Origin of the sequence: Psychrobacter sp. 4Dc (assembly GCF_002836715.1) — a bacterium.
GTDB lineage: Bacteria > Pseudomonadota > Gammaproteobacteria > Pseudomonadales > Moraxellaceae > Psychrobacter.
In genome coordinates this window covers 1-12,662 of sequence record NZ_PJAT01000080.1, presented here as the reverse complement: position 1 = coordinate 12,662, position 12,662 = coordinate 1, and the positions used below count along the sequence as shown (strand labels likewise).

Annotated in this window: 11 protein-coding genes; all 11 read left to right on the top strand. The window is 38.1% G+C overall.

From position 1 onward, the window contains the following. The coding region (locus tag CXF61_RS04865; RefSeq protein WP_227526601.1) for a DUF3833 domain-containing protein at window positions 1–540 on the top strand (540 nt) is incomplete at its 5' end. 316 nt (window positions 541–856) lie between these two features. Further along, on the top strand, window positions 857–1,480 hold the full coding sequence (gene ssb, locus CXF61_RS04860; RefSeq protein WP_165597371.1) for a single-stranded DNA-binding protein: 624 nt from the start codon (window positions 857–859) through the stop codon (window positions 1,478–1,480). A 156-nt stretch (window positions 1,481–1,636) separates the two neighbouring features. Beyond that, window positions 1,637–2,833 carry a tyrosine-type recombinase/integrase gene (locus CXF61_RS04855; protein WP_165597370.1) on the top strand — a complete coding sequence of 399 codons (1,197 nt, stop codon included), beginning with the start codon at window positions 1,637–1,639 and terminating at the stop codon, window positions 2,831–2,833. A 1-nt stretch (window position 2,834) separates the two neighbouring features. After that, window positions 2,835–4,418 (top strand): site-specific integrase, encoded by a 1,584-nt coding sequence (locus CXF61_RS04850; RefSeq protein WP_165597369.1) that lies wholly within the window; start codon window positions 2,835–2,837, stop codon window positions 4,416–4,418. After that, complete coding sequence (locus CXF61_RS04845) at window positions 4,411–6,441, top strand: integrase (protein ID WP_165597368.1); 2,031 nt, start codon at window positions 4,411–4,413, stop codon at window positions 6,439–6,441. Before CXF61_RS04850 ends, CXF61_RS04845 begins: the two co-directional genes overlap by 8 nt. Beyond that, a complete protein-coding gene (locus CXF61_RS04840; RefSeq protein WP_165597367.1) occupies window positions 6,434–6,853 on the top strand; it encodes a hypothetical protein in 420 nt (139 codons plus the stop codon). The genes CXF61_RS04845 and CXF61_RS04840 overlap by 8 nt, the downstream gene beginning before the upstream one ends. A gap of 259 nt (window positions 6,854–7,112) precedes the next feature. Beyond that, window positions 7,113–7,292, top strand: a complete 180-nt coding sequence (locus tag CXF61_RS04835; protein WP_165597366.1) for a hypothetical protein — start codon at window positions 7,113–7,115, stop codon at window positions 7,290–7,292. 1 nt (window position 7,293) lies between these two features. Then, the gene (locus tag CXF61_RS04830) at window positions 7,294–7,512 is read left to right on the top strand and encodes a hypothetical protein (RefSeq protein WP_165597365.1); all 219 of its coding nucleotides are present in this window, start codon (window positions 7,294–7,296) and stop codon (window positions 7,510–7,512) included. 6 nt (window positions 7,513–7,518) lie between these two features. After that, complete coding sequence (locus tag CXF61_RS04825; protein ID WP_165597364.1) at window positions 7,519–9,312, top strand: N-6 DNA methylase; 1,794 nt, start codon at window positions 7,519–7,521, stop codon at window positions 9,310–9,312. 100 nt (window positions 9,313–9,412) lie between these two features. After that, entirely contained in the window at window positions 9,413–11,638 is a 2,226-nt protein-coding gene (locus CXF61_RS04820; RefSeq protein WP_165597363.1) for a type I restriction-modification system subunit M, read from the top strand. Beyond that, window positions 11,628–12,662: restriction endonuclease subunit S (locus tag CXF61_RS04815; protein ID WP_165597362.1), on the top strand; the 1,035-nt coding region annotated here is incomplete at its 3' end. The genes CXF61_RS04820 and CXF61_RS04815, both read left to right, overlap by 11 nt.

The following is a 12,662-nucleotide window of genomic DNA, read 5'->3' as shown; positions in this document are numbered from 1 at the left end:
TTAACCGTAGGTCTTGGTCTATTGGCCATACTGCTGACCTCTGGTTGCGCTACGCAAAATATTCAGGCGTATCAGAACACCACACCAACGCTCGACATGCATGAGTTTTTTTCGGGTCAAATTGATGGTTGGGGTATGTTCCAAGGTCGAAATGGTGAGGTCAAAAAACGCTTTTATGTCGACATTGATGCAACCCATGAGGGAGATGATGTCATTGTCCTAAACGAGAAGTTCTCGTGGGCAGATGGCACGAAATCTCAGCGTATCTGGCGATTGACCAAGCAAGCAGACGGTAGCTGGAAGGGGACGGCAGGTGATGTTATTGGCGAGGCAACAGGGAAAGTGGTTGGCAATACATTGCACTGGAATTACTTGTTAGCGCTGCCAGTTGGAGACAAAACCTACAAAGTAACGTTCGATGATTGGATGTATCTTATCAATGAGAATGTCATGCTTAATCGCTCAGTGATGAAAAAATTTGGCGTAGAGCTGGGTAGCGTGACATTGAGCATGCATCGTAAGCCTTCTGATGATAACTAGAAATTTCTAAATCATTTGATAATAAGTAAGGTGCTATGCAATATCGATAAAGGTAGATGGTGGTCTTCAGCGTCTTAAAATGGCAAAATAGCAGCTATTTATCTATTACCTATTATTTATTAGACTCCACAATATCGACTAGCATACCTAGATAGTGTATCTAAGCGACATAGACTGACGTGCACCATAGGTAGCCTATAGATATTTCGATAAAAATTGGTTAAAGTAAAATTATACAATTGATAGTATCAAATGATGCTATCAGATAACGATTAAAACAGTTTATTAAATTATTCATAAGTAAAAGGACGGTATCATGCGCGGAGTCAATAAAGTTATCATCATCGGTAACCTCGGAGCAGATCCTGAGGCGCGCCAATTCAGCAATGGCGGTAGCGTAACCAATATCTCGGTTGCGACATCAGAGCAGTGGACAGACAAACAAAGCGGTGAAAAAAGAGAAGCGACAGAGTGGCATCGTATCGCACTTTTTAACCGTCTAGGCGAAATCGCAGCGCAATACCTGCGCAAAGGCAGCAAGGTCTATATCGAAGGTAGTTTGCGTACACGTAAATACCAAGACCAAAGTGGTCAAGACCGTTATATTACTGAGATTCGTGCTGAACAAATGCAGATGCTCGATGGTCAAACTGGCGGCGGTCAGGGTGGAGATAGCTTTGGTGGTCAAAACCAAGGTCAGAGTGGCGGCTATAATAATCAAGGTGGCCAAAACAACCAGAACAACTTTGGTCAGCAAGCAAATAAGCAGATGGCACATCAAGGCGGCTACAACCAACCAGCGGCTCAAGGTGGTCAGAATAGCTTTAATAATCAAGCGCCTGCTCAGCAAAACCAGTTCAATCAGCCAGCACAGAAACCTGCACAATCTAAGCCTACAGCAATGCCAGATGGCCCTGTAGATGATGATATTCCGTTCTAGGATATACCTTAGACTTTAATGTAAAATATATGTTCTAGAAAACCCGCCACTAGCGGGTTTTCCTTTATCTATAGAGTGAAAAAAACGTAAAGTATATATTGAGTCTCAACTAGATATAGTGTACTTTGTGATTATGTAAAGTATTGAGGTGCATTAATGAGTAATTCTTTCCGAACAACATCTTTTTCAATGAGTAGTGGAGAACGTTACTGCTTAGTAATTGATCGAGTAACAGAGCTACCTATTTATCACCCTAACTTATTCATCACGACCCAACTTCGTAATAAGTCAGACTCATTTTCAACTATGTTGTCAGCAGCTAACAATATAGCAATATTACTTAGATTCCTAGAAGACAGAAATATCAATCTTGAAGAAAGGATTCTAGGACGAGACTTATTTGAAACTTATGAATTAGACGATTTGCGAGACTTTACTCAGCAAAGGTTTTCAAAGGTAGCTGATGAAGGCGTAGTTAGCTCAATAACTCATTACATGCGATTGACTACTATCGCTCAATACATAAGTTGGTATGCCAATCATTTAATTAAATTACCAAGTACAGTTGAAGCAAGACAAATAAAAAGAGTAGAAACACAGATAAAATCACGACGACCCGTAAAAAGAGGTCGTAATCGTGATCAGGATAGGTCTCTTGATGAGGTTCAATTAGAAGCCTTGTTTGAGATAATAAAGGTAGGTTCAGAACACAACCCCTTTGGTGAGCAAGTGCAACGTCGTAATCGACTAATGATCTTAATTTTATATTATCTTGGAATTAGAGGTGGAGAGTTGCTTAATCTAAGAATAAGTGACATTGATTTTGCTAAGCACCAATTGAAAATTGTTAGACGGGCTGACGAGAAGGACGACCCTAGAATACAAGAACCTAATGCCAAGACTTTAGAACGCACCATACCTCTTGGAGAGTTACTTAGTAAAGAGCTTCATGAGTATATTGCTGGAGACAGGCGAAAAGTCACTAACGCCAAAAGAAATAATTTTTTGTTTATTACTCACAAGAAGGGGCCAACAATTGGGCAGCCTATATCAAAATCTAGCTACTATAAAATATTTAATATAGTTAAGTCTGTAGCTCCTCAACTTTACGAGTTAACAGGTCATAAGCTTCGCCATACATGGAATCGTAAGTTTTCAGAAAAAATGGATTCAATGGACGAACCTATAAGTGAGGAAAAACAAGATCAAATCCGCTCTTATGTAATGGGATGGAAGCAAGGCTCTGGTACATCAACTCATTACAATAAAAGGTTTGTTCAAGAGCAAGCGCAAAAAGCAGCATTAGCACTTCAATCAAATAGTGGGACAAGACTACCAAAACAGGGATTGTAAGATGAACAACTTAGCTTTTGATTTTGTTAATAATATTGAAGAAGAGCCATCTAAAATAAATAAGAAAGTCCGTGCAAAAACAAAAGGTTATTCTTTTGATCTCTGGGAAAGAGAATGGATTCTAGATAAGAATAGTAGTGTTAATTTAGATTTAATTTATGAGCATTTGGATGAGCAAAGTCTAAATAGTTTTATTCATGTATTAGCTTTTTATGCTTCTAACTTATCAGCTAGCCATACGTATAATATAGCTGTTAGATTCAATCATATGCTTAGAATCACAGGTTCTTCAAGAATTAACGACATTATGCTGATTAATTATAGAGCTTCCTTAAGCAGTTCTCATGAATGGTACTTGGGCACAATTAGAGGTTTCTTAAGAAAGTGGTATGAGCTTGGTTATGATGGCATTGATGAAGATGTAATTCGATTACTTGATGGTTGGACACTTAAAGGTAATAGAAAAGGGGATGCTGTTAAGCGTAAAGACCCTAATGAAGGCCCGTTAAGTGATAATGAGCTAAAGGCTTTTAATGAGGGGGCTGTTATTGCGTTCGAAAAAAACCTTATTACACTTGATGAGTTTGCAATCTCAACTGTTACAAGTAACACGGGTCGTCGTCCAATTCAAATATCTCATCTAAAAGTAATAGATGTTATATGTGGGACAAATAAGAGAGGTGAACCTTATTATACAGTGAATGTACCTAGGGCAAAGCATGGCGAGGGATTTAGAACTCAGTTTAAACAGTTTGCTGTAACACAAGAGTTGTGGGCTATTCTATCAGCTCAAGCAAAAAATGCTATTTCGATAGTTGAAGAGAGTCTTGATCTCAAATTAAAGGAACACGACTGCCTGGAAGTGCCTCTTTTCCCCGACTACTTTAGGATTGGACAAGTAGATTCACTCTTTGAGTTTAGAGCCTTGTTAACGAGCGACAAACTGCATATTGCATCCGCTAAAGTGACCGATACTTTACAGTTCGTTGTTGCTGCTTCAAATATTAAATCAGAAAGAACAGGTGAGGAATTGTCTATCAATGCTCGTAGGTTTAGATACACTACAGGCACTAGAGCAGCTCGTGAAGGATTTGGCGAGCTAATCATAGCAGAACTACTAGATCATAGTGATACGCAAAATGCTGGTGTATACATTAAGAACATCCCTGAGCATGTAGAGCGATTAGATGCAGCAGTTGGGTTTCAACTTGCTCCTTATGCTCAAGCTTTTGCGGGTGTATTAGTTGATTCCGAGAACGATGCTGAACGTGGTAATAATCCAAGTAGCAGAATTCGTACTGAAGAGGGCTCTAATGTTGGAACATGCGGTGAGCATGGGTTTTGCGGGGCAAATGTCCCTATACCTTGTTATACCTGTATTCACTTTCAACCTTGGCTTGATGGACCTCATGGAGAGGTATATCAGGACTTACTTCAAGAGCGAGAACGAGTTAAAGATATTACAGGTGATATAGAAGTGGCAGCAATATTAGATAGAAGTATCATTGCGGTAGCTGACGTCATTATGCGCTGCGAAAAGCGTCGTGAGGAAATTAATAAGCAAAGAGGTCTCGATCATGCCTGATGTTTTTCAGTTTAAGTCTAAAGCAGAATTAACAGCCGCTGCTAACTTAGATATTTTTATAAGCAAATGCCGCAACGACTTAACAGTATTTGGTGCTGATTTAGATTGGGATGCTTGTATTTGGCCAAAGGTGGCTGTATTTGCAAAGCTTGGTGTCACAACACGTAAGCCGAAGCAAGAAGAGTTAATGGATGAAAGCTTTGTGGAGTTCGCCAAGGCATATTTTCGTTATCAACAAGGTCATAAACCTACTGGTACTAAAAATGAGCTTAAAGCGCTTCGAGTATTAGAGGCAGCTCTCATTCAAGTAAATGGTGAAGCATCTATCACAGGTTTATCTCTTACTTGCCTAGATGAAGCTGCTTCATTGGCAAGGGGTTATTACAGTAAGGGTGCTGCTTATGCCTGTGGAAGAGAGGTTCAAAGATTCGCTGAGTTTGTAACTGACAATCATCTCATTAATGCAGATTTGAAAGCATGGCATAACCCTATCTCTCGTCCAACAGACACTACAAGAACTGGTAAAGAAGCAAAACAAAATAGAGAAAAAAAACTTCCTAATGAAACTGCTCTCAACGCATTGGCTGAGATATTCGCTAGCAACCCTGTAGAAGGGCGAGATATTTTTACAACATGCATATTTGCAATGTTAATGTCTGCACCCTCTCGAATAGCTGAAGTATTGGCATTACCAGTAGACTGTGAAGTATTCGAAAAAGATAGTAAAGGTGTAGAGCGTTATGGATGGCGTTTTTTCGCTGGAAAAGGCTATGAAGGAGATATTAAGTGGATACCTACTGTCATGGTAGAGACAGCCAAAATCGCAATTGATAGAGCTAGAAACCTATCTTTTGAAGCTCGTAAGCTAGCTAAATGGATAGAAGATAATCCTAATAAATTTTATCGTCATGAAGGGTGTCCGAATGTAGCTGATGATAAGCCATTAACGATGGAACAAGCCTGTCAAGCGTTAGGGTTGGCTTATCATACGAAAGACGTCTGTTATTCTAGTCTGAATGATAGAGGTCTTGATCATCATGATGGTATGAATACTTTAAACAGTTTATGGAGACATGTGAAGGGACGTCTGCCTGATAGCTTTCCGTGGTTTGATGAAGATAAAGGTATTAAGTTCTCCAACGCTCTATTTGCGCTGAATGCTAATCAGTTTCATGGCAATAGATCGCGTTTAGTTACGGAGCTTAGAAAGCCCGATACAACCTTCTTTAACAACGATATCGGGACTCGTCCAGCTTTGGGGGATAAGCATAAGAATATATTTGATAGGTATGGGTATTTTGACAATGATGGTGAACGATTAAAAGTCACATCACATCAAGCACGCCACTTACTAAATACTATTGCACAGCGTGGTGGTTTATCTAACCTAGAGATAGCTAAATGGTCTGGTAGGGCTGATGTAAAACAGAATCGTACTTACAATCATATGACTGAATATGAAATGGTTGCAATGGCAGAGAGGATTGATCCATCAAAGGCATTATTTGGGCCTGTAGGTGAAGTAGAAAAGTATTTACCAGTCACTACTCAAGAGTTCAATACTTTGGAGCAAGCTGCTGCACATATTACTGAGTATGGGTTCTGTGTACACGACTTCACGATGAGTCCGTGCGAAAAATTCAGAGATTGTATCAACTGTACTGAGCAAGTATGTATCAAAGGCGATGCAACTAAGTTGGCTCGTATGAAAGAACGTCTTGATAAAGTAGAGAAGATACTATTTAAAGCTGAGCAAGCAGTTAAAGAAGGTGATATGGGTGCTGATAGATGGCTAAACCATCATATAAAAACAGCAACTAGACTTCGTGATCTAATTTATATCTTAGAGAACCCAAGCATAATAGATGGAGCACAAGTAAAGCTTCGTGGCAATGATTTTAGTCAATTGCGTCGAGTAGCTGAAAAAAAATCTATACCTATGGTTGCTGAGAATGATGTTGAATTTAAAGAAGCATCAATTCTAGAGGATTTGACAGATATACTTGGAGGCGGTTTTGGCTAAACATCTAAATAAGAGAGAAATAGAGGCTATTGTCAATCTGATCAGAGGTTGGAGTGATTCTAAAATAACGTGGGCTGCGATTTGCGAGCAAGCAGCCCCGCTTGTAGGTAAGATACCTACAAGACAATCTTTAAGCGCTCACGAGGCTATTACAGCGGCCTATCAGTCTAAAAAAGATGCTATTAAAGGAAAAGTACCTAATAAACCTCGGCCTGCTAGTTTAAATGCAGCAGCTTCAAGAATTGCTAACTTAGAGGCAGAGCTTGCAGAACTTAAGGAACAAAACCGTCAATACAAGCAAATGTTTGTATTATGGCAGTACAATGCTTACAAACATGGAATGACAGAAAGTAAGCTAAATTCCTCCATGCCAAAGATTGATCGCGAACGTTCTGATAATAAGGTTCGATGATATTACTGCATTAGTCTCATATCTTATTACTTCAGTATAAATAACTACAAGCCTCTGCTTAATAGCAGGGGCTTGTTCGTTTCTGGGGTATTTTACTAATCACAGAATGCACATCAATATAGCTAAACCTTGTAATTTTCAATTTATTATTATTTAAAATATAAGTATATTAAAAATATTATGTTAGAGGTATTTACTTTTAAGGTGACTCATGTTTTAATAAGTCATCAGGTAAACAAATACAAATTAAGGTGAACTTATGAATGCTTCTAAACACTTAAAGTCACGTATGCAGCAACGCTCTATCAGTAAAGCAGAGTTAGATATTGTGATGGCATTTGGTGATGTGAATGGCGATAAAGTATTTCTTAATAAGCAGCGCACCGAAGAATTATTAAAGCAATTTGGCTATTATCTGAAACAGAGTGGGAGAAACTAAGATGGAACTAAGCTTTTATGAAAAAGTTAGCTCTGGTAAAGAACTTAATCAGCAAGAGCTTAAGTCAGCTATTAAGATTTTAAAGAGAATCCAAAGCAGAGGTGGCTTGGTTGTTGTGTCAGAGAATGACACATTAATTACTACTTATAGTTTAGATAGCTATAGCAGAAAAGCGGCATCTTTGAACGGCTCATCCGAATTTAATCAAACAAGGTACTAAAAGTTTATGCAAAAAAATCCTACACAAAAGCTTATCAAAGACTTATATGAATTGATGCATCAGCATGGCATTAGAAAAGATGATGAATTTGTATCAAAGTTAATAGTTATGTTGGTTTTATCACAAAACAATGAACTTCCTGATGGTATTACGTTAGATGAAAGTCTTGCAGAATATAAGGGAGAATGGTTGAAGCTGATAAAAGCGTTACAAGTAAGCGAAGATGCGCAGGTGCGGAGGCTGTTCTCATATGACGAGAGTCTAGAACAGCTTCCTTTACCGCTGCTACATAGTGCCATAAAAATATTATCCAAATATCAAGAGGTTGCTCTAAACAAAACAGCAGAGCAACTAATAAATACGATAATCAACAATGCTTCAAGTAGCAGTGCAACTTTACCAGAGTTAAGCGTTTCGCTTTTAGCCAATGCATTGTTAGGTGCTAAAGAAGGTAAAACAATTTATGCAACCGCACCAGCATCATTACCTTTTTGCGTTATAGCGAGCGAAGAGTCGCAGTCTGTTTATTACGAAACCGTAAATTACTCGGGTATGCTAGCTGATGCTTTTTCAATAATAAGTGACAATAGGTTTGAAGTCTCTTACTCCAATCCTCTTGAAAAGCCCTACTACAGTGTTTCAAAAAACGAATTGCGATATTTTAATTACGGTGTCAGTTTTTCTCCTATGGGAGCAGCAGTGCCAAAGCACATTTCTGATAATATTGATGGATACGATAGGTTTGTTGTACAAACAAAAAAAATTGAGTCAGCTAATATTTTACATTTGATTAAACAGTGTCAGGATGTAGTTGTCGCTTCCGTTACTGAGGGTATTTTATACTCTACTATGGAAAGAGATTTAAGACAGTATTTGGTTGATAAAGGTATGCTTAAGGCTGTCATATCATTACCTTCAGGTATCTGGACTGGCACCTTTGTTAAGACATCGTTACTAGTAATTGAGCCACATGGTAACAATGAATCGGTAAGGTTCGTAGATATTACAGGTGATGAGTTTGTTGAAAAGACAACTAGACGACTCATAAGTTTGAGTGATATTGATAAAATTGTTGAGTATGTTAATTCCGATGAAGAGTTGACAAGTGCAGTTTCAGTGAATAAAGAGCTACTTCGGTCTAAAGAATATGGGCTAGATACTTCAGCCTATATACTAGATGTAAAAGAGAAGGCGGCGGCGAGTATCCTAGATGATTCTAAAACCGTTATACTTGATAATATTGTACGTTTTGAGCGTGGATTGCCATTTAAGCCTGAAGAAGGCGATCACATCGTTTTAGAGGTGGGTGCTAATGAGTTAAATGAAATTGGCGACATAACTCAACCTACCAAAGAAGTTAAAGTATCTAAGGTAGAACTCAATAAAAACCAGTCAGGTATTCTGCAGCCAAATGATATTATTCTAATTTTAAAAGGTTCTGCTGGAAAGGTCGGCATTGTACCTGAAGATGCACCAACCAAAGGTGATAGATGCTGGATGGCAAACAGATCTGGAATCGTGCTTAGAGTTAATACTAATCTAATCGATGCCAAGGCTCTCTATGCATATTTAAAATCGGACTTAGGGCAAGTACAACTTAGTAGCTTGGTTAAGGGTGCCAGTATTCCCAACATCTCATTAAAAGAGTTAAAAACACTACCTGTTGTGTTACCAACTTTAGATGAACAGCAAAAAGCTGTTAGCATTGTTGATAAAAGCAGGGAAACACAAAAAGCTATTCAACAGCTTTTGTTAGAGCATGAACAAAGAAGAAGTGAGCTTTGGGGCTTAAAGTCATAAAGCGGTCGTAGCAATCAGTGAGTAGCTTTACCTTAAGCTACTTAATGCTCTCAATCCTATTAGCCTCAACAAGGCATATAAAATTAATTGTGGAAAATTTATGAACCTAGAAGAAATCAAAAAACTAGAAGACCAGCTTTGGGAAGCAGCAGATACCCTGAGAGCCAATACTGATCTTAAACCTAACGAATATGCTACGCCTGTTTTAGGTTTGATATTCTTGAAGTTCTCTGACAACAAGTATGCGGCTTATGAGGAGGTGATCCTAGCTGAGTTTGAAGAGTTACAAGGTACTCGCCGTGCTAAAAATATTGAGGATATTGCTATAAAGCATTGTGGCTTTTATTTACCACCTAAAGCACGCTACAAATACCTATTAGAGCTACCAGAATCAGCAGATTTAGCGACTGAAATTTCAAATGCTATGCAGTCTATAGAAAATTTCAAAAAGGATGATAAATTCGTCGATGTATTACCCAAAGATGAGTATGCTGCGTTTAGTCGTTTAGAAGAAGGCAAGAAAGCTCTAAAAGGTCTTCTGAGAAGCTTTTCTAATATTCCAACTGATGCTAGTGGTGACGTCTTTGGACGTATTTACGAGTATTTCTTAGGGAAGTTTGCGCTCTCAGAAGGTCAAAAAGGAGGCGAGTTCTTTACGCCTACGTCTGTGGTTAAACTGATGGTCGAGGTTATAGAGCCCTATCATGGGACGGTATATGATCCTGCTTGTGGATCAGGTGGTATGTTCGTTCAATCATTACATTTCGTTGAGCATCGTAATGATCAGCTTAAAGCACACGGCGAGCTTGAAGAAAAAGACAGTACGATAGATTTGAGTGTTTATGGTCAAGAGAAAACCCGTGATACGGTCAAGCTCGCTAAGATGAACTTATTCGTCAACGGCCTTAGAGGAGAGATTAAACAGGCCAACAGTTATTCAGAAGATCCTTTTGAAAGCTATGAGAACTTTGACTTTATCATGGCGAATCCACCATTTAATGTTGATGATGTGGCAATTGCTACTGTCGAAAATGATAAACGGTTTAATACTTATGGCTTACCTCGAAAAAAGACCAAAAATAAAAAAACAGATGGTAAAGATGAAACAGTAACGAATGCAAACTATCTTTGGATTAGTTTGTTTGCCACATCTTTAAAAAATCAAACAGAAGCTGAGGCACGAAACAGCGGTCGTGCTGCTTTAGTGATGCCAAACTCTGCCTCTGATGCTCGCAATGCAGAAGAAGATATCCGTAAGCAGATTATCGAAGATAATCTTATCTATGGCATGCTAACACTGCCATCAAATATGTTTTATACCGTGAGCTTACCAGCTACGCTGTGGTTTTTCGATAAAAACAAAACTGACGACAACATACTTTTCATTGATACCCGTAATATTTTCAGACAAATAGATAAGACCCACCGCGATTTTACTGATGAGCAAATCCAAAATATAGCGATGATTGGCAAGTTGCATAAAGGTCGTCGTCGGGAATATGTCCTTTTAATAGATAGCTACTTTAGCCTTGGTATGCAAATACTGAAGGAAACAGTATCTGATATCGAACCTGCTATTGAGCATCTCAAAGCTGTGGTAGCAGATGATAGAGCACTAAAAGCAACTGTTGATATGCTAAATGACAATTGGCATGCCCTGTCACCTTTGCAATGTAAGTATCAAGCTTATCTAGAGACTCATGATATGAGTCAGATTACAAATGAAGATATTGATGCCCTAAATATTGACCAGATAGGTTTTTTACAGGCTTTTAGACCGTTTTTCAAAGCACTCCAAGAGAATAATAAGCAACTAGATAAAGGTATCAGACAAAAGGAAAAAGCCAATAAAGAGCAGGTCGCTCTAATCCGTCAAGAGCTTACTGATGCAAAGGAAGCTGATGATAAAAAGCTGATCAAAGAAAAAGACACTGCTTTGAAAGTATTAACGGTTATAGCTGCTGAAATAAAAGCCATAAAGGAGCTGTTAGCAATCATACGTGATGATAGAAAGCGTGCTGAATACTACTTTAATCATATAGAGTGGCTGCAACAACGCTTTCCTAAAGCACGTTATGAAGACGTAACGGGTCTGTGTAAACTTGCTACGCCTGAAGAGGTCAAGGAACAAGATTATTCGCTAAATACAGGGCGCTATGTTGGTGTGGTGATCGAAGAAGACGGTCGTACTGAAGAAGAGTTCATAGAATACATTCAGGAAATGAGTGATGAGCTTTTAGGCTTAAATGAGAAGGCTAAACACTTGGAAAGTGTCCTTAATACGAATATAAATCAAATATTGGGGATAAAAAGTTATGATAACTAATTTTAAAAAGTTGAAAGAATTTTGTCTGATAGGCGATGGTATCCATACTTCAATAAAGCGTCAGAGTTCTGGGGTTCAGTATTTTACATCTAAAAATTTCAAACCTGACGGGTTAGATTTGTCAAAAGTTGACTATATATCTGAATCAGATTATGAAAAAAACTTTGTAGGTAAATCATCATTACTCAAACCTATGAGCCAAGACATTGTGTTCGGTATCATTGGTAGTATTGGAACTCCATATTTAGTTAGAACAAAGGATAGGTTTGGTATTTCGAGTAGTGTAGCTATTCTAAGATCTAAAGAAAACATACTACCTAAATATTTATATTTATATATGAATTCAAATATTTTTCAATCTGCGGTAGATGTAATGAAGAGTGGTTCTGCACAAGGGTTTTTAAGTCTACAAATGATTGGTAATTTACCTATAACCGTCCCTAGTCTAGATAGACAAAAAAAGATAGCAGGTATATTAGCTACCTATGATGATCTAATAGATATTAATAAAGAACGTATTAATATTTTAGAACGTATGGCGACAGAAATTTATACAGAGTGGTTCGTTCGTTTTCGTTTCCCTAATTGGCAACAAAGTAACTTTAAAAAAGGCATGCCAACTGATTGGAGTGAGGTAAGTCTAAATGGCTTAGGTAAAATAACGACAGGTAAGACACCATCTCTTAAAGTTTCAGCCTATCATGATGGGGAGTACCCATTTTACAAAACACCAGATATGCACGATAAGGTATTTGTATTTGATACGGAAGATTCGTTAACTGAATATGGTTTAAGTTCTCAAAAGTCTCAAATCATCGAAGAAAACTCAATAATGGTTACTTGTATCGGTACAGGAGGTGTTATAGCCATTTCAACGAAAAAAGGTTGTACTAATCAGCAGATTAACTCGATATCTTTATATGATGAAGACTTACTGTATTGGGCTTTGTTCACTATTAAAAGATTAAAGCCACAAATAGAGCTTTTTGGCGCAACTGGTACAACGATGACTAATCTTAGCAAA

Bases quoted from the DNA above. Each gene is read 5' to 3' on its own strand.
- CXF61_RS04825 (WP_165597364.1), top strand. From the start codon at position 7,519: ATGCAAAAAAATCCTACACAAAAGCTTATCAAAGACTTATATGAATTG.
- CXF61_RS04820 (WP_165597363.1), top strand. From the start codon at position 9,413: ATGAACCTAGAAGAAATCAAAAAACTAGAAGACCAGCTTTGGGAAGCA.
- CXF61_RS04835 (WP_165597366.1), top strand. From the start codon at position 7,113: ATGAATGCTTCTAAACACTTAAAGTCACGTATGCAGCAACGCTCTATC.
- CXF61_RS04845 (WP_165597368.1), top strand. From the start codon at position 4,411: ATGCCTGATGTTTTTCAGTTTAAGTCTAAAGCAGAATTAACAGCCGCT.
- ssb (WP_165597371.1), top strand. From the start codon at position 857: ATGCGCGGAGTCAATAAAGTTATCATCATCGGTAACCTCGGAGCAGAT.
- CXF61_RS04855 (WP_165597370.1), top strand. From the start codon at position 1,637: ATGAGTAATTCTTTCCGAACAACATCTTTTTCAATGAGTAGTGGAGAA.
- CXF61_RS04850 (WP_165597369.1), top strand. From the start codon at position 2,835: ATGAACAACTTAGCTTTTGATTTTGTTAATAATATTGAAGAAGAGCCA.
- CXF61_RS04830 (WP_165597365.1), top strand. From the start codon at position 7,294: ATGGAACTAAGCTTTTATGAAAAAGTTAGCTCTGGTAAAGAACTTAAT.